The sequence below is a fragment of the Methanosarcina sediminis genome (assembly GCF_052056915.1).
In the GTDB taxonomy this organism is placed as follows: Archaea; Halobacteriota; Methanosarcinia; order Methanosarcinales; family Methanosarcinaceae; genus MTP4.
This window is the reverse complement of the sequence record NZ_CP195119.1, coordinates 1311500-1335269: the sequence shown is the minus strand read 5'-3', so window position 1 is coordinate 1335269 and position 23770 is coordinate 1311500. Positions and strand designations below refer to the sequence as shown.

Annotated in this window: 16 protein-coding genes and 1 tRNA gene; 15 read left to right on the top strand and 2 right to left on the bottom strand. The window is 49.2% G+C overall.

Annotation, left to right across the window (positions count from 1 at the left end):
• Window positions 1-33: 33 nt before the first annotated feature.
• Window positions 34-813: a 23S rRNA (uridine(2552)-2'-O)-methyltransferase gene (locus tag ACSAZK_RS05550; protein WP_440956389.1), complete on the bottom strand. Its 780-nt coding sequence runs from the start codon at window positions 811-813 to the stop codon at window positions 34-36.
• A 573-nt stretch (window positions 814-1386) separates the two neighbouring features.
• Window positions 1387-2484: a Vms1/Ankzf1 family peptidyl-tRNA hydrolase gene (locus ACSAZK_RS05545; protein WP_440956388.1), complete on the bottom strand. Its 1098-nt coding sequence runs from the start codon at window positions 2482-2484 to the stop codon at window positions 1387-1389.
• 687 nt (window positions 2485-3171) lie between these two features.
• On the opposite strand from ACSAZK_RS05545, the gene coaBC reads away from it, so the two are divergent.
• The 15 genes from coaBC (at window position 3172) to rpoA2 (ending at window position 23628) form a co-directional block, all read left to right on the top strand.
• The gene (coaBC, locus tag ACSAZK_RS05540) at window positions 3172-4419 is read left to right on the top strand and encodes a bifunctional phosphopantothenoylcysteine decarboxylase/phosphopantothenate--cysteine ligase CoaBC (RefSeq protein ID WP_440957111.1); all 1248 of its coding nucleotides are present in this window, start codon (window positions 3172-3174) and stop codon (window positions 4417-4419) included.
• Between the two features lie 19 nt (window positions 4420-4438).
• Window positions 4439-5344 (top strand): pantoate kinase, encoded by a 906-nt coding sequence (locus tag ACSAZK_RS05535; RefSeq protein ID WP_440956387.1) that lies wholly within the window; start codon window positions 4439-4441, stop codon window positions 5342-5344.
• A 483-nt stretch (window positions 5345-5827) separates the two neighbouring features.
• A complete protein-coding gene (locus tag ACSAZK_RS05530) occupies window positions 5828-6772 on the top strand; it encodes a prohibitin family protein (protein WP_440956386.1) in 945 nt (314 codons plus the stop codon).
• 114 nt (window positions 6773-6886) lie between these two features.
• Window positions 6887-7648, top strand: coding sequence for a 4-phosphopantoate--beta-alanine ligase (locus ACSAZK_RS05525; RefSeq protein ID WP_440956385.1), 762 nt, complete (start codon window positions 6887-6889; stop codon window positions 7646-7648).
• Window positions 7649-7840: 192 nt separating this feature from the next.
• Complete coding sequence (locus ACSAZK_RS05520; RefSeq protein ID WP_440956384.1) at window positions 7841-8494, top strand: HD domain-containing protein; 654 nt, start codon at window positions 7841-7843, stop codon at window positions 8492-8494.
• A 66-nt stretch (window positions 8495-8560) separates the two neighbouring features.
• Window positions 8561-8797, top strand: coding sequence for a hypothetical protein (locus ACSAZK_RS05515; protein ID WP_440956383.1), 237 nt, complete (start codon window positions 8561-8563; stop codon window positions 8795-8797).
• A 115-nt stretch (window positions 8798-8912) separates the two neighbouring features.
• Window positions 8913-10211, top strand: coding sequence for an amidohydrolase family protein (locus ACSAZK_RS05510; protein ID WP_440956382.1), 1299 nt, complete (start codon window positions 8913-8915; stop codon window positions 10209-10211).
• Between the two features lie 148 nt (window positions 10212-10359).
• The gene (locus ACSAZK_RS05505; RefSeq protein WP_440956381.1) at window positions 10360-11595 is read left to right on the top strand and encodes an adenosylhomocysteinase; all 1236 of its coding nucleotides are present in this window, start codon (window positions 10360-10362) and stop codon (window positions 11593-11595) included.
• A 679-nt stretch (window positions 11596-12274) separates the two neighbouring features.
• The gene (locus ACSAZK_RS05500; protein ID WP_440956380.1) at window positions 12275-15094 is read left to right on the top strand and encodes a PocR ligand-binding domain-containing protein; all 2820 of its coding nucleotides are present in this window, start codon (window positions 12275-12277) and stop codon (window positions 15092-15094) included.
• A 642-nt stretch (window positions 15095-15736) separates the two neighbouring features.
• Window positions 15737-15813: transfer RNA gene (locus tag ACSAZK_RS05495), tRNA-Lys, on the top strand.
• Window positions 15814-15915: 102 nt separating this feature from the next.
• Window positions 15916-16152 carry a DNA-directed RNA polymerase subunit H gene (locus ACSAZK_RS05490; protein WP_440956379.1) on the top strand — a complete coding sequence of 79 codons (237 nt, stop codon included), beginning with the start codon at window positions 15916-15918 and terminating at the stop codon, window positions 16150-16152.
• Window positions 16153-16372: 220 nt separating this feature from the next.
• Window positions 16373-17968, top strand: coding sequence for a DNA-directed RNA polymerase subunit B'' (locus ACSAZK_RS05485; RefSeq protein ID WP_440956378.1), 1596 nt, complete (start codon window positions 16373-16375; stop codon window positions 17966-17968).
• The gene (rpoB, locus tag ACSAZK_RS05480; protein ID WP_440956377.1) at window positions 17961-19775 is read left to right on the top strand and encodes a DNA-directed RNA polymerase subunit B; all 1815 of its coding nucleotides are present in this window, start codon (window positions 17961-17963) and stop codon (window positions 19773-19775) included. Before ACSAZK_RS05485 ends, rpoB begins: the two co-directional genes overlap by 8 nt.
• 14 nt (window positions 19776-19789) lie before the next feature.
• Complete coding sequence (locus tag ACSAZK_RS05475) at window positions 19790-22435, top strand: DNA-directed RNA polymerase subunit A' (RefSeq protein WP_440956376.1); 2646 nt, start codon at window positions 19790-19792, stop codon at window positions 22433-22435.
• On the top strand, window positions 22432-23628 hold the full coding sequence (gene rpoA2, locus ACSAZK_RS05470; protein WP_440956375.1) for a DNA-directed RNA polymerase subunit A'': 1197 nt from the start codon (window positions 22432-22434) through the stop codon (window positions 23626-23628). Before ACSAZK_RS05475 ends, rpoA2 begins: the two co-directional genes overlap by 4 nt.
• Window positions 23629-23770: the final 142 nt, after the last annotated feature.

Here is a 23770-nt window from a genome sequence, read left to right as displayed (position 1 = left end):
TAATTTAACGAACTACCCTATTTAAAAACTTATTCAAACTTTCCCAAGCCTTTCCTCTACATCGGCAAAGGCGAAGTTCGGCTTTACGTCCTGAATTTTGATCTTTACTTTCTCCCCTACCTCGACTTCCTTTACGAAGACTACGAAGCCGTCGACAAGCACAGCCCCGTCTCCGCTGGAACCGAGTTTTTCGATCTCGACGGTGAACTCGTCTCCCCGCCTCATCGGTGCGGTCAGGAACTTCTTCCCGATGATATAGGTCTCCGCACTCTGGGATCTCGACGCCTTGGGGGAATAGGCTGTAGTCCGCACGAAATTGTCTTTCACCTTATCCATGTAGTCTTTGAACATGTCCCCCTGGAAGACCTTTACCACGAAATTCCCATTCGGCTTCAGGATCTTCTTCGCACATTCCAGGGCAGAGGTGGTAAGTTCAATGGACCGTGCATGGTCATAAGACCAGTTTCCTGAGAGGTTGGGCGCCGCATCACAGATAACGACATCCGCACCCTTCTGCCCGACAACTTCGATGATCTTCTTAATTGTCGAATCCGCGTTGATGTCTCCCCGGACGGTCTTCACTCCATCAATCGGCGCGATCCTCTGGAGGTCCACGCCCAGGACCTTCCCTCCGGAAAGCTCCTTTGCGATCTGCAGCCACCCTCCGGGTGCCGCCCCTAAATCCACAACCGAGTCCCCACGCTTAATGAGCTTGTATTTTTCATTGATCTGCTTAAGCTTAAAGGAAGCCCTGGACCGGTAGCCTTCCTCTTTAGCTTGATGATAATAATAATCTCGTCTATCTCTTGCCATGGTGCTATTTCCCTGCGCTGAAAGATAATATAGATTGCGCAAAATCCGCTATTATGGGAATATTTCTATGCGATATAATTCAGCCATTAAATATATATTTTCTGTTATTATTCCCTGCCTGCGCCATCCAGGTGAAGCACTGCAGTACGCCTTCCGTTTCACTTCTTCAAGAGGACTAAAAGCCGGGACAACCGTATTAGTCGTATTCTGTATGCCCTGTCACTCACGCCCCAGCGTGTGGGTTGAGAAATATTAAATCCTGAGAAACAACAAACAACAAAAACCAAAGTCCAATATTTCTCAAATAAATGTAAAGAAAAGCTGATCCATTTCAAGCACGGAAAAGAGAAAATGAAACATCTGTGTTTGTAATGGCCTCTCTCAAGATGCAGGCAGAACCAGGCCGTTTACAGGTAAAAAGGAACAATAACGACCTGAATACATTATTACGGTTGGTTGGTTGATTGGATAGCTTTCAGTCCTCTTGAGGAAGTGCAGCGACCGAAAAGGACTGCGCACTGCCGAGCCGCAACTCGGCTGGTGCAACTCGGCTGGCGAAGCAGAATTCGGCCTTCAAAGTAGATACCTGCGGCAACTCAATACGCTTCTCATTACCTCGTCACCACTTATTTTCTCCAGCTTAAGGTCCATTGACTTTTCAATAACCTCGATATCAAGGGGCAGGCGCTTTTCAACTTCTCTCAGGAGCTGGGGCTCCCCGCTCATGATGACGCAGTCAACAGGGGCATTTTCTTCGAGGATTTTGTTTACGGTTTCCATGACCTTTGCCAGGTGGTGGGCGATGTCTTCTTCCCTGAGGCGTTCGAAGCGGCGCTGGGAAAAGCCTCCTTTGCTGTGTTTTTCCTTAACACTGCTGCGGACGAGTTCTTCGGCGTCAAAGGCCAGGCGGTCGGGAGCAAAACCTACGAAAGACTCCCCGGCGTGAAGAAGGAGGATGAGAATGCGGCATTCGGCTTCCTGGTTTCCTTCCAGGGCGCTTGTCTCAAAGTGGTCCTTAAAGTACCAGGCAGACGTCATTATCGGGATGGAAGGGACTACTGCTTCCGAGACCATGCGGTGGATGTCGTGGAAGAGGACGAGACCGGTTTCGGGGTTAAGCCTGTCCAGAAGGGCACGGGTCTCTTCGTCCAGGTAGGAGAGGATTTTTTCACTTAGCACATCGGATAGGGCAGTTCCGGGGGGCAGGTAAACGGTAAGCAGGTCTTCTCCGGGGGTGCGGAAGGAAGAGAGCTTGGAGAAGTAAGCCTCCATGGCGGAAGGGCTGAGGGTCTCTATCCCGCGGAACTTGATCTTTTCAGGAGCTTCAACTCTGAGGGTTTCGAGTTCATGGCTGAGGGTCTGCATTTTGACAAGCTCCTGGTTCAGGCGGGATTCGGCTTCCTGCCTGGCAGCGACCGAGTCCCTTGCCAGGATTTCTTTTTTTGCGAGCTGTCCTTCCATGGTCTTCATATCAATTTCAAGCTCTACGATATGGGAATTGAGCCTGTCGATCTCCAGTTCGAGCTGGTCTTTCCCGGAGACTTTCCCGAAAAGACTTCCAAGACTCTTTTTTACCTCTTCGGTAACTTCTTTTTTGCCGTCTTTTGGCTGGGCCTTACCGTTCTTTCCACCCGGACTTACACTTTTCTTCAAACCTTTTTTATCAATCATCTGCCTACCTGCCTGCACCTTAATCACAAGAAATAATGTGACCTGGAACACTGATTGGAACACTGATTTATACTGTGAACACTTTGAACGCCGTGCCAGTATTTTTGAAAACCGTTCAGTCCGATCCCTGTGATCCTATTAACTCTCTGATCTGAAAAACTCTCTGATCTGATAAAACCTTTGATTTGACCAACCTTTGATTTGACCAACCTTTGATCTGACCAACCTTTGATCTGATCAGTTTACATATTAGAATGCATAACCTCTATATCTTTTTTAATCGCTCTTCATATTTCGAAAGTTTTAAGAATATCATATTTAATGTCTTTCTGTTTTCAAGATTTTTTCAAAAAAGACAGCCAATTTTATACTGATTTAATTCCTACTGATCATTTCGGTGCCAAAATGAAAAGCCCAGCGGAAGATTCCCCTAACCATTCAGGCCACAACCATTCAGGTTGTAATCATTCCGGTTGCAACCATTCAGGTCAGGCAGCTCCTAATTGGAGGGCCCCGGGACAGGAAAGTCCCGACGACAAAAATATTCCTGAAAGAAACAGTCCGGACCTGATGGGTCTGAATAGCGAGAAACCGGTTCAACGCAACCCTTCAAACTCTAACAAAACTCAACACATCCAAAATCCTCAACACATTCAAAATACCCAACACATCCAAAATCCTCAACACATTCAAAATACCCAACATATTCAAAATACTCACCCGACACTCTGGATTCAGGGGCAGAAAAGTTCTTCTCTGACCGGAAAAACTGTTGTCCTCGGAGTGACTGGCAGCATTGCAGCTGTCAGGGTGGTGGAACTTGCCCGGGAACTGATCCGGAACGGGGCGGAAGTCCATGCGGTTATGACCGATGCGGCCAGGCACATTCTTCATCCCGACGCCATGTACTATGCCACCGGGAACCCCGTTATCACGGAACTGGGGGGCAGGGTCGAACATGTGGAATTTTGCGGGCTCAAAGGAAGGGCAGACCTCCTCTTGATAGCCCCCGCAACCGCAAATAGCATTGGGAAAATCGCTCACGGGATCGACGACACATCGGTCACCTCCTTTGCTACAACGGCACTTGGCTCAAGCGTCCAGGTTATGATAGTTCCCGCAATGCACGAGTCCATGTACCGGCACCCTGCAGTTGTGGAAAACATCCGGAAACTAAAAGGGTGGGGAATTCCCTTCGTGGGGCCCAAAATCGAAGAGGGGATTGCGAAAATTTCCCCTAACGAAGAAATAGTACTTGAAACGGAAAGGGCACTTTGCGGGGAAGAGTTAAAAGGGAAGCGAATCCTCATCACAAGCGGTTCCACTGCTGAAAGTCTTGATCCGATCCGCATTCTTACAAACCGTGCCTCCGGAAAAACGGGGAGGGAACTCGCTCTTGAAGCCTACCGGAAGGGGGCGGAAGTCACCCTCGTGCACCGGGACAGGCTCGGTTTTTCCGGAATTATGGAAATCTTTGCCGAAAGCGCTGAGGAAATGACCGAAGCCGTACAAAAGGAGCTGGAAAAAGGGTACGACGTCCTGATAAGCTCGGCTGCTATTGCCGACTACACCGTCGAAAAGGCTCCTGAAAAAATTAAATCCGGAGGGGGGCTTGAACTGAAACTGCAACCCACCCGCAAACTTATAAAGGAATGCCGGGAAAGGCACCCCGCCCTTTTGATCGTGGGCTTTAAAGCCGAAACCGGAGTCCCGGAAGAAGAACTGCTCCGAAGAGCAGCCGCAACTCTGGAAAGTTCAAAGCTGGACATGATAGCTGCAAACGACGTCTTGAAAGGCGGAATGGGCACGGAAGAGAACGAAATTTACCTTATAAGGAAGGGGGAATGCGACCCTCTCCATGTAAGCGGAAACAAGCGAAAAATCGCGGCCTCTATCCTGAAAGAGGTGGCCGGGATTCTGATTCCGCAAAAATGAGCTAAAAAAGGCGTTTTATATGTATGAATACGAAAATGAAGGGACAGACGTTTCAGCAAAAGCTTATGCTCCCGGGCACATCACAGGTTTTTTTCAGATCCACGAGCATGAAGACCCACACCATAAAGGTTCTACCGGCTGTGGGATCGTCCTGAACGGGGGAGTGACCACCGAGGTAAAGGTGGGGGAATCGGTTGACGAAACCGAGATCTTCCTGAACGGGAAAAGAGTCGAAGGCAAAACCACAAGGACTGTGATCGATCTGATAACTGACGTACCTGTTAGGGTTAAAAGCTGGGCTGAAATTCCGGTAGGCTGCGGGTTTGGAGCTTCCGGAGCCGGAGCCATCGGAGCCGCTTATTCCCTCAACAGGGCGCTGTCCCTGAACCAAACGGCAAAAAATCTGACCGAATATGCCCATGTGGCTGAAGTAGTCAACAGGAGCGGGCTCGGGGACATTGCAGCCCAGTCCAACGGAGGGGTGGTGATAAGGCTCAGGCCGGGAGGGTCTTTCTTTGGCAGCGTGGACAGGATTCCCGCACCTGAAGCTCAGGTCTTTTGCATCGTGCTTGGGGAAATTTCCACCGACGCCGTGCTGAGCGACGGAGCTACAGCCAGCAAGATCAACGCAGCCGGGAAAGCTGCAATGTCCGAACTGCTTGAAAAGCCCACCCTTGAGAACTTCATGCTCCATGCAAAGGACTTTGCCAGCAAAACAGGTCTCCTTAGTGACCGGGCAAGGGACGTTATTGAAGCCGTAGAAGCCGCAAACTGTGGGTATGCCTCCCAGGCAATGCTTGGGGATACGATTTTTGCAGTTAATCCCGACGGTCAGGAATTCGAGCTCTACGAAACCCTCGAGGAATTCGGGGAAGTCCTTGAATTCGGGATCAGCACCTGCGTACCAAAACTGATTGTTGAATAACTTCTCCTTTTTGAGTGATATAGGGAGGGATGAGGAACCAGTTTTACTTTACTGGTTTAACTTTTTATCCGTTCTTATCATTCTACACTTACGACCCCAAATAACGTTTCATATTTCATTCCTTCTCAGTTTCTATATTTTCTCCATCCCAGTTTTCATATTTTATTCCAAAATCGTTATTATATTTATCAATCCCCCTTCCTTTCTATCCCCCGGGGGTCCCATCCTGAAGAGGATGTTTCTTCCTGATCCGCAGGAATCCCGGATCCTGGCTGGCAAGAAAATTTCTTCGGGAGCCCCACAGCTTAAATAGTATCGGATTGAAAATGGTATTAGTGTTATATAAATAATATAATGTGTATAAAACAAGACACTCGCTGCTTTTTTGGATTTTCATGATGAATTAATATGGAGATTCCGGGAAAGAAAACAACGTATTTCAAAGAGTATTGCATTTTATTCACCAAGCGGAAGGTAAGATTAATGGATCTTAATGACGACTGGGAAGACAAAGGCAGCTCAAGGCCGATTAACCCGCTTAATAAAATACCTGAATCTATAGGCCCGATTATCCGCATAATCGCGATAATCTTCACGATCCTTATCATCTTTTCCGCAGCTTTTGGGTCGATTTTCGTATCCATTGGTGCAGGAGAGGTGGGAGTGAAATTCAACCAGTTCGGAGGGGTAGAACCCGATGAACTCGGAGAAGGGCTGCACATTGTACCGCCCTGGATATCGGTAACCAAGTATTCCGTGCAGAGCCAGGTCTATACTATGAGTTCTCAGGCTTCTGAAGGGGAAAGGGTAGGAGATGACCGGATCAATGCCCTGACCTCTGAAGGTTTGACCCTTGGCATGGATATTTCGATCCGTTACAGATTGATTCCTGCGGATGCAAGCAGTGTGCACCAGAAACTTGGCCCCTCTTATGCCGAAAAGATCCTGCGGCCTACCATCAAGTCCGTGATCAGAGAAGTGGTCTCAAGGCATACGGCAATGGAAATCTACGGGACGCAGAGACAGGTTGTGGCAGAAGAGATGCAAAACGAGCTTGAAGCTCGCCTGAGTGATGACGGGTTCATTGTCGAGGAAGTCCTGCTCCGGAACGTGCAGCTCCCGGAAAGGGTTGCAACGGCAATCGAAGAGAAACTCCAGGCTGATCAGGAGGCCCAGAGGATGATTTTCGTAAAACAGAAGGAAGAACTCGAGGCTGAGAGGAAGACCATCGAAGCCAATGGGGTAGCCAATGCCACGATCATCAGGGCCCGCGGGGAAGCCGAATCCCTCAGGATCATCAATGAGGAAATCAAGAAAAACCCTGACCTCATCAACTACAAATATATCCAGATGCTTGAAGGCCAGGATCTCCAGACCATGATCGTCCCGACCGACCAGGGGATCATCCTGGATGCCACGAACACGTAAAACATAGGCCGTAAAATATTGGCCTGAATGTGAACCTATGAACAAAACGGCTAATTCACAAAATAATGTAAACGGAAAAAATTGTAAAATAAGTAAAAAAGGTAAGCGACCGATATGACCGACATACCCCCAGACCACCCGAGGTACGAATCCCTGCTCGCCCGTGAAAAGGTTGCAGCCGGGGTAAAGATGGGATTTACCAGCATCCAGGGGCTGATCGCCCAGGGAAGAGGTGAGAGCTTCGACTATTTGCTGGGTGAACGGAGCACGGAATCAGCCCTTTATGCCGAGCGAGCGGCAGTGGCAGCCCTTCTCCTGGCAGAGAACCCTGTGATCTCCGTAAACGGAAACGTTGCGGCTCTTGCTCCGGAAAAGGTTGTTGCCCTGGCAGACCTTACCGGGGCAAAGATTGAGGTTAACCTCTTTCACAGGACCGAGACCAGGATGCACCTGATCATCGAACAGCTAAAGGCCTGCGGGGCCTCCGAAGTACTCGGGAAAAACCCGGATGCCAGCCTTGACCTTTCCCATGACAGGAGGCTGGTTGAGAGCAGAGGTATCTACAGCGCAGACGTCGTGCTTGTGCCCCTTGAAGATGGCGACCGCTGTGAGAAACTGGTGGAAATGGAAAAAATTGTCATAACAATCGACTTAAACCCCCTTTCCCGGACCTCCAGGATGGCCACGATCTCAATTGTAGATAACCTTACCCGGGCTCTCGGGAACATGGCAAAGTTTGCAGGGGAAATGAGAAAAGAAAGGAAGGACGAACTTGTAAACCTGATCACGTCTTACGACAACAAAAAGGTCCTTTCCGAAGCCATATCCGAAATCCAGGAACACCTCAAAAACCTGGCTGCGGAAGTGGAATATTGAAAGCCTGAGTGGAATACTTAAATTAAATGGAATACTGAACCCGGAAACGGCATCTCGAAAGCTTAAATGGAATACTGAGCCCGGAAACGGAATACTGAAAGCTTAAATGGGTGATGAATCCGGAAACAGGATTCTGAATGCTTAACCGGATGCTGAGTGCAGAAACGGGATGCCAAAAACAGGGTGATGTAAATGGAACTGATAGAAAAGACCCGGGAATTCGTTACCATCTTCCTTGAAGACGAGCCGAGTTCCCATGACATGTCCCACATTAACAGGGTGGAAGCCCTCTGCATGGAAATCCGGGAAGAAGAAGGCGGGGACCCCCTGGTCCTCCGCCTGGCAGCCCTGCTCCACGACGTGGGAGTAATAAGGGAACATGAAGAGGGAGGAGACCACGCAGAGTACAGCGCGGAAATTGCCGCCGAATTCCTGGGAAAAGCAGGCGTCCCGGAAAAAGTGATTGATCGGGTGACATACTGCATCCGGACCCACCGCTTCAGCGGAGGGCACAGCCCAAAAACCGTCGAAGCCCGGATTTTGCAGGACGCCGACAGGCTTGATGCGCTGGGAGCGGTCGGGATTTTCAGGGCAGTCCTTTCCATGGGAGCCCTCCGGATGCTCAAGCACACCACGGGAATCGATAAGGGGGCGTCCAAAAAAACGGTTTACGTAAAAGACCCTGTTGCCGGTTTTAACGAATACATGCACTACAAGCCTTTCACAATCCCCGGCAAGCTGAACACTGGCACTGCTAAGAGGATCGCTGAAGAACGGCTGAAGATCATGCGCCTGTACCTCGAAGCCCTGAACCGGGAATCAGGACTGGAAGGAAACTACCCCTGATAGGGCAGGCTTCCTTTTTTTATCCGGGCAGGCATTGCAGTAACTGTTAAATATACTGTGGAGACTTTGAAGGGCAATGCAGCAACTTTTAAAGTTGCTGCAGAGACCTTAACCTATATTGTGGTAACTTTTAAAGTTGCTGTAGAGACCTTAACCTATATTGTGGCAACTTTTAAAGTTATTGCGGCAACTTTTAAAGTTATTGTGGCAACTTTTAAAGTTATTGTGGCAACTTTTAAAGTTATTGTGGCAACCTTATTCGTAACTCTCCCGGCCACAAAACCAGCAACAACTTTTTTATGATATGGTCTTAAATTCCTGTTCAATATTTAATTGAAGTTGGGTTCCCATTCGAATTCTGGAAATAGCTATAATTCAAGATCCAAAAAAGTTTCACAGACCAATCAGGTGTGATCACATGGCTGACATAATCATAAAGAACGCTTACGTTTTAACGATGGACCCTGAGGCAGGCGACCTCAAGCAGGGAACCGTTGTAGTCGAAGACGGAAAGATTACGGAAATAGGAGAAAGTACGGGAGAAAGTGCCGACACAGTTATCGATGCAAAAGGCTCGGTGCTGATGCCCGGGCTCGTAAACACCCATACCCATGCGGGGATGACCCTTTTCCGGGGCTACGCCGATGACCTCCAGCTTGCCGAATGGCTCCAGGGACACATCTGGCCGGCCGAAGCCCAGCTCAGGGCATCGGATGTTTACGCGGGCTCGATGCTTGCTTGCCTGGAGATGATCAGGTCAGGGACCACCTCGTTTGCAGACATGTATTTCTTCATGGACGAAACCGCAAAAGCGGTTGAAGAGGCAGGGCTTCGAGCTGCCCTTTCCCACGGCATGATCGAGCTCTGGAATGAAGAGAAAGGAGCAGCCGATCTCAAGGAAGGCAAGCGCTTTGTCCGGGAATGGAAAGATGCAGCCAGCGGCAGGATCACTCCCATGTACGGGCCCCACGCCCCGAACACCTGCTCACAGGAATTCCTCACAAAAGTCAGGGAAGAAGCTGACAAAGACGGGGTCGGCATCCACATCCACGTCCTTGAGACCGAAGCCGAACTCAACGAAATGAAAGGCCGGTACGGGAAATGTTCCGTGAACATGCTCGAAGACATCGGCTTTTTCGGCCCCGACGTGCTTGCAGCCCACTGCGTCTGGCTCTCGGACGGGGACATCGAAATCCTGAGGAAAAGAGGAGTCAACGTCTCCCACAATGCCGTAAGCAACATGAAACTGGCTTCCGGGATCGCCCCCATCCACAAGATGCTCGATAAAGGGGTAAACGTCACCCTCGGGACCGACGGTTGCGCTTCCAACAACAACCTGGACATTTTCGAGGAGATGAAAACCGCAGCCCTCCTCCACAAGGTAAACACTTTTGACCCCACAGTCCTCCCTGCCCGGAAGGTGCTCGAGATGGCAACCGTAAACGGGGCAAAGGTAATCGACCCCGAGACCGGTATGCTGAAAGTCGGGAAGAAAGCGGACATGATCCTGGTTGACATGAAAAAACCGCACCTTACGCCTCTCTTCGACGTGCCTTCGCACCTTGTATACTCCGCAAACGGCTGCGACGTCCGGACCACGATTGCGGACGGGAAAGTCCTGATGGACGATTACAAAGTGCTTGCACTTGATGAAGAAAAGGTAATCGAAGAAGCCCGGAAAGCCGCCGAAGCCCTCGTGGACAGGGTCAACGCCTGAAATTATCCCGGGACACCGGAAAGATAAATACATAAAAACTGAAATTAACCACCATTCAGGTTCAATTTACTGCCGCTTAATCACTGGCAAACCGAACTAAATACTACCTATCCGACTTAACCGCTTATCCGATATCAACGGGATTACCATGAACGAGAAAGAACTCATAGAATCCGGGAACATGAAGATGGAATGGGCCAGGAACCACATGCCTGTGCTCGCAATTATCAGGGAACAGTTCATAGAAGAAAAACCCCTGAAAGGACACACCATCGGGATGGCCCTCCATGTGGAAGCAAAGACCGCTGTCCTGGTGGAAACCCTTGCAGCAGGAGGAGCAAAAGTAGCGATCACGGGCTGCAACCCTTTAAGCACCCAGGACGACGTCGCCATGGCGCTTGACACCAGGGAAAATGTTTCCTGTTTTTCAAGATACGGGTGCAGTTCCCAGGAGTATTACGACGCCATTGATAAAGTACTGGACTTCGAACCCGATATCACCATCGATGACGGGGCAGACCTGATATTCAAGCTCCACACGGAAAGGACCGACCTCCTCCCCAACATCCTGGGAGGCTGCGAGGAGACCACAACAGGGGTTCACAGGCTGCATGCGATGGATAAAGAAGGGGCCCTGAAAATGCCCGTTATCGCCGTAAACGACGCCATGACAAAGTACCTCTTTGACAACCGCTACGGGACAGGGCAGTCAGCCTGGGACGGGATCAACCGGACCACAAACCTCCTGGTAGCCGGCAAAAACGTGGTCGTGGGTGGCTACGGCTGGTGTGGAAGGGGAGTTGCCATGCGGGCGGCTGGCCTTGGGGCAAACGTCATCGTCACGGAAGTCGATCCCATCAGGGCTCTTGAAGCCCGGATGGACGGGTACAGGCCAATGAAAATGAGCGAAGCCGCAAAACTCGGGGACATTTTCGTGACCACAACCGGAAACAGGGACATCCTTACCGCTGAACACTTCAAGGTCATGCGGGACGGGGCAATCCTTGCAAACTCCGGGCACTTCAACGTGGAAATTGACATGGAAGCCCTGGCATCCCTTGCAAAATCCGTCAGGACCGTCCGGCAGAACATCAAGGAATACGACATAGGGAACCGCCGGATTAACGTAATCGCCGATGGCAGGCTCGTGAACCTTGCAGCAGGCGACGGGCACCCTGCCGAAGTCATGGACATGAGCTTTGCCGACCAGGCCCTCTGCGTCCGCCACATCGCCGAAAACAAGCTTTTGAACGGTGTCCATAAGGTCCCCCTGGAGCTCGATACCTACGTTGCAAAACTGAAGCTCGAATCCATGGGAATCAGCATAGACGAATTCACCCTTGAACAGGAAAAGTACATGAACGGTTGGGAGTGCGGGACGTAATTTGCAAATGGAGTAAAAGAGATTATTTTCAGTAACCCTGCATTTCTGACCCTTTTGCAGTGAATACTGAATTGCTTTCCATTTTTTGGAAAAGTAACGGTATTTACTGCACTTATTTTTAAATTATTTTCCGCAATCAGGAAATACTTTTAAGATTTATTTCAACCTAATTCCCTGGAGCTTGTTGTGGGGTGGACACTTCTCCAAGAATTATAATTATATTCTCATTTAAATCGATAGTACTACTGGTCACCTGTGGCCGGGAAGCGATACGCATTGGAAGTCAGAGCTTTAGCTATAGTCGTGATCAGCTCACCTATAATATCGGGATGGTGGCGAAGTGGCGAAGTGTCGAAAAAATGTTTGATTCATTTAAAATTATTTAAATTTGTTTTTATAGGATGAGAATTTACGTAAAATCGTAACAAAAATGGAGCTCCGAGTTGACGGACCTCTGCCCAGCAGATCGTTACCTTTCAGAAAAGAGATCGTGTGATACACCCAGTTTCCTTCCAGAAAAGAGATCTTGTTACACGCCCTGCTTGATGTGGCATGAATTTCAGAAAAGTTTGCCGAGCCCTGGAATGAGAAGTTACTCACTGGAGATTTCCCACTGGAGATTACTCACCGGAGATTAAGCATAATTTTTAGGAAAATTTTGACCGCCAGAGAAGATGGAATGAGAGGAAACCTGAGAAAATCCGGTATTGACATTATAGGAGATGTGCCCTGGGGGACACACTTCTGCCAGTTTTACCAGACAAAAGAAGATTTAACGGAGATTCTTGTCCCTTACTTCAAAGCAGGGCTGGAAAATAACGAATTCTGTATGTGGATCACATCACAGCCCCTTGAAGCAGAAGACGCAAAAGAAGCCCTTAGAAGGGCTGTTCCGGATGTTGATGTTTACCTGGAGAAGGGGCAAATCAGAATTATTTCTTACATTGATTGGTGTATGAAAGATGGAGTTTTCGATTCGGAGAAGGTAATAAACCAGTGGATCGAAAAAATCGAGCAAGCCCTGTCCAGTGGCTATGACGGTTTGAGGATGACGGGGAACATTTCCTGGCTGGAAAAAAAGGATTGGAAGGATTTCGTTGATTATGAAAAAGACGGAGACAGAATTATCAGTAACTACCGGATCGTGGCTCTCTGCACCTATTGCCTTGACAGGTGCAACGCAACCGAGATTATCGACGTGGTCACCAACCATCAATTTGCTTTGATTAAGAGGGACGGAGAATGGGAACGGATAGAAAGCTCCAGGCAAAAAAGGATTCAAGAGGCGCTGTTCCAGAGTGAACAGCGCGTAAGGCTGAAACTGGAGAGTGTCCTCTCGCCTGATGGGGAGACGGAGAAACTGGTACTTTCTGATATCATTAATTCCCGGGAGATCCAGTCTCTAATGGATGATTTTTATGAGTTTGCACACATTGCCATGGCCCTGGTCGATCTCAAAGGTAACGTTCTGGTAGGCGTTGGATGGCAGGATATCTGCACTAAATTCCATAGGGTTCACCCCGAAACCTGCAAGCACTGCTTAGAAAGCGACACAAAGCTATCCTCGGGTGTTGCCCCTGGAGAGTTTAAGCTGTACAGGTGCAAGAACAATATGTGGGACATAGCGACCCCAATCATGGTGGGAGGCCAGCACATCGGTAATCTCTTCTCAGGGCAGTTCTTTTTTGAGGGCGAGACTCCGGACTATGAGCTATTCCGGGCCCAGGCAAGGCAGTACGATTTCAACGAGGGGGAATATACAACAGCGCTTGATAAAGTTCCACGGCTAAGCAGGGAGGAGGTAGACACATCTATGGCCTTCTTAATGAAGCTTGCTCACATGATCTCACAGCTAAGCTACAGCAATATCAAGTTGACCCGGACACTGGCGGAACGTGATACCCTGGTGGATGCGCTTACGAAGAGTGAGGAAAAGTACCGCAATTTCATGGAGACAGCTAACGAAGGTATATGGATACTTGATACTGAACCCAGGACCACTTATGTTAATGAGAAAATGGCAGAGATGTTAGGACACAGTCAAGAAGCAATTATTGGTAAATCTGTAAGGGATTTTACCGATGAAGAGGGAAAGGCTATTTTCGAGATGAATATGGAAAAAAGGCGGCAGGGTATCAATGAGAGCCATGAATTCAAATTACTACGTAAAGATTGCTTACCTTTATGGGCTCTTGTAAATTCAAAAGCCCTTTTTGATAAGGATGGAAAGTTTACTGGCTCTATTAGCATGCTTACTGATATCACTAAGCGAAAAGAAGCAGAAGCCAAGTTGAAAGAAGCATATGAAAGTTCTGAAAAGTTAGTTGAAGAACGAACAACTCAGCTTAAGGAGGCTTATAACTCGTTAAAAGAAAGTGAAAGAGGTCTTGCTGAAGCTCAAAAAATGGCTCATATTGGAAACTGGGAGTGGGATATTGCAACTGATAAAACATACTGGTCTGAGGAAATGTATCGTATTTTCGGACGTGATCCCAAAAAATTAGCACCGTCTTACAATGAATATTTAAGCTACATACATCCCGATGACCAGGACTACTATGAGAATGGCCTTAAAATAGCTGTAACTGGAAGTCCCTTTAGAATTGATTGCAGGATTGTCTTAGATAATGGAGAAGAACGCATAGTCCACCTTGAATCGGAATTTATTTTGAATAATATAAATATCCCTGTTCGAATAAAAGGAATAGTTCAGGATATCACCGAACGAAAAAAAGTTGAAAAAACTCTGGAAAATCTTGAGACTGCCCGCAAAAAGGAAATTCATCACAGGATCAAGAATAACCTGCAGGTAATCTCCTCCCTTCTTGACCTTCAGGCTGAAAAGTTCAACAACAGAGAATGTGTTGAGGATTCGGAAGTTCTGAAAGCTTTCAGGGAAAGCCAGGACAGGGTAATGTCCATTGCCCTGATCCACGAAGAACTGCACGAAGGCAAAGGCAACAATACACTTAATTTTTCACCATACCTGAAGAGGCTTTCCAGGAACCTTTTCCAGACTTACAGACTTGAAAATGCCGATACAAGATTGAATGTCGATCTGGAGGAAAACATTTTCTTTGACATGGATACAGCAGTTCCATTGGGCATAATCATTAGCGAACTTGTTTCAAACTCCCTCAAACACGCATTTCAAGGCAGGGATAGAGGGGTAATCCAGATTAAACTTTGCAGGGAAGAAACTGCAGGATGTACAAACAATGCAGAATGTACAAACAATGCAGAATGTACAAACAATAGCAATATAAAGGGAAGCAAGAAAGAAGGGAGTAAAGGCGCTAATTTTGTTCTAACAGTTTCGGATAATGGGGTGGGTATGCCTGAAAACTTTAATCCGGAAAATTCTGATACTCTTGGAATACAACTGGTGTCCATTCTGGTAGGTCAGTTAGATGGCGAACTTGAGTTAAAAAGAGATTCCGGAACAAAGTTCATTATACGGTTTACAGTAGCAGAAAAGAGTAATAATCTTCATCTGTAAATTTTATCCATCGGTCATATTTTTTATACAGTGCCATTCGAAAGGCAAGAGTTTCCATGAAAAAATGTATACTCTTCCGTAGTAACAAAACCTTAAATGATTTGAATACTTACTTTCGAGCTTAAGTGAACCAATAACTAATTTTAAGGCTCATTTAATAGTTAATTAACAGGCAAAATCTGAATTTGCATGGATCAGACTTAACTCAGTTATTCCTTTAGCTGATTCCTTTAACTGATTCCTTTAACCAGGTTATTCATATATACTAAGTGGTTTATTTTTGGAGGGGGTATCGCCCGGAACTTGATGCGTCACCTTCGAAATAGGGCCAGACACATTCGTTCACCCGGACATGTAAAAAATCATCTCATTTTCTTGGGCCTACTTTATAAAAAGTGAAAATTCTCTTACTTATAACTTTCCGGCAATAAGGGCGAAAATCGGGATAAAAATTCAAACTTGACTAATATGTTTATGTTCAAATAATTTAAATTCGTATAATAAAGTCCTGGCCAGCAAAAATTATATATACTATAGCTATAATTAGAGGGTTGCACCGGTGTGAGAGGCACACCCCGATCCTGGGGGAAATGTGCTTTGGACGCCGTTGGGATGTCATTAAATAATTTGAATAAACAGAAGGGGCCCGTAGCTCAGTCAGGCAGAGCGTCTGGCTTTTAACCAGACGGCCTAGGGTTCAAATCCCTACGGGCCCGCCATACTTCACTAGCCAAATTATGCTAAAACCCACCGGAAAGGCCATCCGTGAGGGTATGCTTGGGCAATGCTTTTTGATACATTTTGTTTTTGGAGGAAAGGATTTGATAAAATTCAGCCTGCTTGACCATGAGTTAGTCCCTAAACATGAGATCATGTCTGAGGGTGAGTTAAAGTCTGTTTTAAGCAAGTATTCCATTGAAAAGGAGCAACTGCCAAAAATTAAAGTTCAGGACCCTGTTATAAAGGAGATCGGGGCCACAGTAGGGGAAGTTGTAAAGATTGCGAAAAAGAGTCATACTGCAGGGGAGGCAGACTATTACAGGCTCGTAATTGAGTGATTTCGGGGGAGTTTAACAGTTACGTAATTTAAATTTTCCATATTTATACACCTTTTTGAATCAATGCGCCGGCCTTACTGAATGCATATTCAGCGGCTGTTCACAAAATTTGGAAAATTATTGATTATCGATTTTCACCGCAACTTAAAGCAAAGAGGGTGCTATCATCGCTTTAGACAACAGTATACTGTCGCAGGCTTATTTTACACGGGATAAGATAGTGCAGCACCATATCGACTCATTTAACAAATTCATAGATCATGGGCTGCAGAAGATTATTGATGAGCAGAATATAATAGAAACGGACATTGAGGACACCTATCTCAAACTTGGCAGGATCCGGGTCGAACATCCGGTGGTGAAGGAAGCTGATGGGGCAATCGAGAAACTTTACCCCAACGAAGGCAGACTCCGGAACCTCTCCTACTCCGGCCCCCTTTACCTGGAGATGAGTGTTGTCAAGGACGGGATTGAATCCGAGGTATTGGAGGCAAAAATAGGGCAACTCCCTATTATGACCAAGTCAAAGGTCTGTAACCTCCTTGGACTGAGCGATCCCGAAAAAGTCCGCTATGGTGAAGATCCCCTGGACTCCGGAGGGTATTTCATCATAGGGGGGACTGAAAGAGTTGTCATGACCCTTGAAGACCTTGCTCCGAACAAGATCCTTGTGGAGTACGGGGAACGCTACGGGGACAACATCGAAGTCGCAAAGGTCTTCTCCCAGAAGCGGGGGTACAGAGCCCTCGTAATCGTGGAAAGAGGCCGAAAATCCCTGCTTGAAGTGTCCTTCCCTTCTATTTCGGGAAGAGTATACTTCATCACCCTGATGCGGGCTCTTGGCGTTGTTACTGATGAAGATATCGTAAATGCAGTCTCAAGCGACCCAGAAATCATCAAGTTCATGCTGGAAAACCTTGAAGAAGCCGAAGTCGAGACCCAGCAGGAAGCAATTGAGAAGATCGGGGCGAGGGTTGCAGCAGGGCAGGCCAAGGAGTACCAGATCAAGAGAGCAAACTACGTTATTGACAGGTACCTCTTCCCTCACCTTGGGAACGACGTGACCGACAGGATCGCAAAGGCTCATTTCCTGGCAAGGATGGCAGAGTCCTGTTTTGAACTGGCGCTTGGTAAAAGGGCTGAAGACGATAAGGACCACTATGCCAACAAAAGGCTGAAACTTGCGGGAGACCTGATGGAAGACCTTTTCAGGGTATCCTTCAACAGGCTGGCAAGGGACATCAAGTACCAGCTAGAGCGCGCAAACATGAGGAACAGGGAACTCAACGTAGCCACAATTGTCCGGGCAGACGTCCTGACAGACCGCCTGCAGCATCCCCTGGCAACCGGAAACTGGGTCGGAGGGAGGACCGGGGTTTCCCAGCTCCTCGACAGGAACGACTACATTTCTACCCTTTCCCACCTGCGGCGTGTTATCTCCCCGCTTTCCCGGGCTCAGCCGCACTTCGAGGCAAGAGACCTGCACCCCACCCAGTGGGGAAGGCTCTGTCCCTCTGAGACTCCTGAAGGTCCCAACTGTGGACTGGTGAAAAACTTCGCCCAGATGGTGGAGCTGTCCACGGGCACGGAAGAGATCGACAGCATAAAGAAAATACTCTATGACTTTAATGTCGAGCCTGTAGTCATCAAGGTTCCCGAGGTGCCTGCAGCCCTTGACCTGGAAATTTCCGAATTTGAAGAAGAGGTCATAGAAGAGCTGGAAGTAGTGCCTGAGGGGGACAAGTTTAAAGATGACGATTATTTGGATTATTCGGGCGATAACCTGGAAGAAGGCGGGTCGATAATAAATGACTAAAGCAAAAGTATTCATCAACGGAGAGCTTGTCGGAACCCATGACAACCCTGCGGAACTGGTGGAAGAACTCCGAAAAATGAGGCGTCAGGGTTTCATCTCCAAGCAGGTCAACATAGCCCTGAACGACAATACCAGGGAAGTAGTCATCAGCTCCGATATGGGCAGGGCCAGAAGGCCCATGGTAGTTGTGGAAAACGGGGTTCCACGGGTTACGGAAGAGCAGATAGCGAAACTGAAGAATAAAGAAATCGGCTTTGAGGACCTGGTAAAGGAAGGTTGTGTGGAGTATCTGGACGCCGAGGAAGAGGAAAACGCCTACATCGCCCTCTACGAGTCCCACCTGAACGAAAGGCATACCCACATGGAACTCGATCCCGAACTCATGCTCGGGATCTGCACGGGAATGGTCCCGCACCCGGAACACAACGCTTCCCCGCGTAACACAATGGGAGCAGCGATGATCAAGCAGTGTATCGGGGTTTCCACGGCGAACCAGAAACTCCGGCCCGATACCCGTGCCCACGTCCTGCACTATCCACAGAGGGCAATGACAAGGACAAGGACCTGTGAAGCCATTGGTTTTGATGACAGGCCTGCAGGCCAGAACTTTGTGGTGGCAATCCTTTCCTATGAAGGGTACAACATTGAAGATGCCCTTATTTTCAATAACGGGTCAATTGAAAGAGGCCTTGGGAGGAGCCACTTCCTCAGGACATTTGAGGGTGAAGAGCGGAGATACCCCGGTGGTCAGGAAGACAAGTTCGAGATCCCCGACTCCGAATTCCGTGGAGCTCGCAGTGCAGATGCCTATGCGAACCTGGACATTGACGGGCTTGTAAACCCCGAGACCCCTGTGGGCCCTAACGACGTGCTTATCGGAAAGACCAGTCCTCCGAGGTTCCTGGAAGAGCCTTCGGAATTCGGAATTGCCGTAGAGCAGCGGAGGGAAAGCTCGATTACCATGCGGTCCAACGAAAAGGGAATCGTGGACACTGTCATTCTTACAGAATCCATTAACGGGACTCGCCTTGCCAAAGTCAAGGTAAGGGACGAGAGGATCCCGGATATCGGGGACAAGTTCGCATCCCGGCACGGGCAGAAAGGAGTTATCGGACTGAAAGTCCCGATTGCTGATATGCCCTTTACGGAATCTGGCCTGACCCCTGACCTTATGATCAACCCGCACGCCATTCCTTCCCGTATGACTGTCGGGCACGTGCTTGAAATGATCGGAGGCAAAGTCGGGTCCATGGAAGGCAGAAGGGTGAATGCTACAGCCTTTTCCGGAGAAAATGAAGGAGACTTAAGGGAAGCCCTGAAAAGCCACGGGTTTGCTCATACCGGTAAAGAGGTCTTCTACGATGGCGCGACCGGCAGGATGATCCCCGCAGATGTCTTTGTCGGGGTAATCCTTTACCAGAAACTGCACCATATGGTCACTTCCAAGATGCACGCCCGTTCACGCGGTCCCGTGCAGGTGCTTACCCGCCAGCCCACTGAAGGTAGGGCAAGGGAAGGAGGTCTGAGGTTCGGAGAAATGGAGCGCGACGTGCTGGTAGGGCACGGGGCCGCCATGTCCCTTAAAGAAAGGCTGCTGGACGAGTCGGACAAGGTAGTGGAACTTGTCTGCTCCCATTGTGGTATGATAGCAACGTTTGACAAGCAGAGGAATGTCGCTTTTTGTCCTGCTTGCGGGGCGGATACGGACATTTACCCCGTGGAAATGAGCTACGCATTCAAACTGCTGCTGGATGAAATCAAGTCCCTGGGTGTTGCGCCCAGGCTCAACCTGGAAGATGCGGTATGAGGTGAGGTGAAAAGATGGCAAACGTCCCTCCGATTCCGAAAAGAATTTCTGCTATTAAGTTTGGCTTAATGTCCCCGAAAGAAGTCCGGAAGATGAGCGCAACTCCGATCATCACGGCAGATACCTATGATGATGACGGGTTCCCTATTGACATGGGACTCATGGACACGAAACTCGGGGTCATTGACCCGGGGCTTCGTTGCAAGACCTGTTCCGGGAGAGCCGGAGAATGCCCGGGACACTTCGGGCACATCGAACTTGTGGCTCCTGTTGTACACGTAGGGTTTAACAAGATCATTCGAAAGCTGCTCAGGGCATCTTGCCGGAAATGCAGCAGGATCCTGCTGGACCCCGCACAAAAACAGCATTTCCTGGAACAGCTGATGGCGGTTGAAGAAATCGGGCACAGGCCTGATGACCTTATCAACGAGGTCTACAAGGAAGCAAGCAAAGTCAAGACCTGCCCCTACTGTAATGAGGAGCAGCTCGACATCAAGTTCGAAAAGCCCAGCGAGTACCTTGAAAACGGAGAGAAGCTTACTCCCACAGAGATAAGGGACCGCTTCGAAAACATTCCGGACGAGGACATCCGGGTCATTGGGATGGACCCCAATAACGCAAGGCCCGAATGGATGATCCTCACCGTCCTGCCCGTTCCCCCGGTAACGGTGCGCCCTTCCATTACCCTTGAATCCGGGCAGCGCAGTGAAGACGACCTGACCCACAAGCTTGTGGACATCATCAGGATCAACCAGCGCTTCCAGGAAAACAGGGAAGCAGGTGCGCCCCAGCTGATCATTGAAGACCTCTGGGAGCTTCTGCAATATCACGTTACTACTTTCTTTGACAACTCGGTCTCCGGGATCCCCCCGGCAAGGCACAGGTCAGGGAGGCCCTTAAAGACCCTCTCCCAGCGTCTGAAAGGAAAAGAAGGCAGGTTCAGGGGCAGTCTTTCGGGTAAGCGTGTAAACTTCTCGGCTCGTACCGTGATTTCTCCTGACCCGAACCTGAGCATCAACGAAGTCGGGGTCCCGATTCCAATCGCAAGGATCCTGACAGTTCCTGTAATCGTAACTCCCAGGAACATCGAGCAGCTCAAGGTTTATATCCGGAACGGGACTCTTATCCATCCCGGGGCAAACTACGTGTTCAGGCCCGACGGGCGTCGCATTAAAGTTACTGAGATCAATAAGGAAGACCTGGCAGAGAAAATCGAGTATAGCTGGATGGTCGAACGTCAGCTAAAAGACGGGGATATCGTGCTTTTCAACAGGCAGCCTTCCCTTCACAAGATGAGTATCATGGCTCACTCGGTCAAGGTGCTTCCGAACAAAACCTTCAGGCTCAACCCTGCAGTCTGTCCCCCTTACAATGCTGACTTTGATGGGGACGAGATGAACATGCACGCCCTCCAGACCGAAGAGTCCAGGGCCGAGGCAAAGATCCTCATGAGAGTCCAGGAAAATATCCTCTCCCCGCGTTTCGGAGGTCCCATTATCGGCGGGATCCACGACCACATCTCGGGGCTTTTCCTGCTAACCCGTTTTGAGAATCACATCTCTGCGAAGGACTCCTTTGACATTCTCAGGAAAGCGAAAGCTCACGAGCTACCCGAGCCGGCAGGTCACGATGAAAACGGGATACCTTTCTGGACAGGAAAACAGATTTTCAGCCAGATCCTGCCCGAAGCCCTGAACATGGAATTCCCGGCCCAGGTCTGTTCGCACTGTGATGTTTGCCTTAAAGAAGAATGCCCGAACGACGCCTATGTGGTAATCCGTGACGGGGACCTCATCAAAGGTACCATCGACGAGGCGGCCATCGGGGCGTTTAAAGGAAAAATCCAGGACCGGATTATCAAGGAAATCGGCCCCGCGGCCGGAGCTAAGTTCATAGACGACATGACCAAGCTTGCAATCCGGGCAATCATGCGGACTGGCCTGAGTTTCGGGATAGCCGACGAAGATATCCCCAAAGAAGCAAGGATCCAGATCAACGAAGTCCTCGGCACAGCTGAAGATGCCGTTCAAAACCTTATCAGGTCCTACGAGAACAAGGAACTCGAACCCCTCCCCGGAAGAACCCTGGACGAAACTATCGAGATGAGCATTATGCAAAAACTCGGTAAAGCCAGGGACGAGACCGGGAACATAGCAGACAGCCACATGGGGCTTGAGAACTCGGCAGTTATCATGGCCCGGTCGGGTGCCAGAGGTTCTATCCTGAACCTTACCCAGATGGCAGCCTGTGTGGGCCAGCAGGCGGTGCGTGGTGAGCGCATCCGCAGAGGGTACGCAGGCAGGACACTCCCCCACTTTGAAGCAGGGGACCTGGGTTCTGATGCCCACGGTTTCGTCAAGGCAAGCTACAAGAGCGGGCTGAACCCGACGGAATATTTCTTCCACGCCATCGGTGGTAGGGAAGGGCTTGTGGACACTGCGGTCAGGACGTCCCAGTCAGGGTACCTCCAGCGCAGGCTTGTTAACGCTCTCCAGGACCTTGAAGTCCATTACGACCTTACGGTCAGGGACACTCGAGGCGTGGTTGTGCAGTTCAAGTACGGAGAAGACGGGATCGACCCCACAAAGAGCGATTTTAGCAAACCCGATGCGATCCAGCGGATTATCCGCTCTGTTATGAACAAGGAGGTGGCTGAATGAGTATCAGCGAAACCACGATCGAAAGCATGACTAAAGACCTTCCTCTCCCTTCAAACATAATGAAGGCCCTCCGGAATGAAGCGCTCAATGCCGGGGTCAGCAAGAAGGAAATGGAAGAAATAATAGAGCAGGTCATGGAAGAATACAAAGAGTCGTGCATCGAGCCCTGTGATGCCGCAGGGGTAGTTGCCGCCCAGTCCATAGGGGAACCGGGTACCCAGATGACCATGCGTACCTTCCACTATGCGGGTGTGGCTGAAATTAACGTTACCCTGGGTCTGCCCCGCCTGATCGAAATCGTGGATGCCCGGAAGATCCCGAGCACCCCGATGATGACGATTGCCCTTTCCAAGGAAAACGCGGATGATTACGCCTACAACAGGGAGAAAACAAGGGCTCTTGCCTGGGAGATCGAAGCTACCAGGATCGACCATATTGCGGACGTGACCACTGACCTTTCCCAGATGAAGCTCATCATCGACATGCATGAAAAGGCCATGGAAGGCAGGAATATTACCATCGAACAGATCAAGGAGAAGTTCAGTGAAGAAATGAACGTGATGGTAAGTATCTCCGCGGAAATCGATAACCAGATCATCATAACCCCCAGCGAGCCGTCCTATAGAGAACTCCTCCAGCTTGCAAAGAACATCCACGATGTTACCCTGAAAGGAATTGAGGGGATTAAGAGGGTTGTTGTAAGGAAAGAAGGAGAGGAGTATACCCTTTACACCGAAGGTTCGGCCCTTCGCGAGGTACTCCAGTTCGAAGGCGTGGACAGGACAAGGACCAGCACCAACAACATCAACGAGATCTATGAGGTGCTGGGAATCGAGGCCGCCAGGAACTCGATCATCAAGGAAGCCACCGACACCCTCAGGGAACAGGGGCTTACCGTGGACATTCGCCACATCATGCTGGTGTCTGACCTCATGACCTGTGACGGGGAAGTGAAACAGATCGGAAGGCACGGCATTTCCGGTGAAAAGGCCAGTGTCTTTGCACGTGCGGCTTTCGAAGTTACGGTCAGCCACCTGCTGGACGCCGGGATGCGCGGAGATGTGGACGAACTCAAAGGCGTTACTGAAAACATCATTGTCGGCCAGCCTATCCGGATGGGTACCGGTGATGTCCACCTGGTCAGCAGAAAGAAGGAAGATAAGATCGAAGTTGAAGACGAATGCGGGGTCTGAAGGGGCTATAAGCCCGGATTCCCCTTCGGGGGACCTTCAGATTTCCACTGTAATACCTGATACTAATATGATTCCTGTATAGAGCCGGGAAGCCTATAACCAGAAAATAGATATAAGGAATCAAGTATTAAGAGTACCAGAT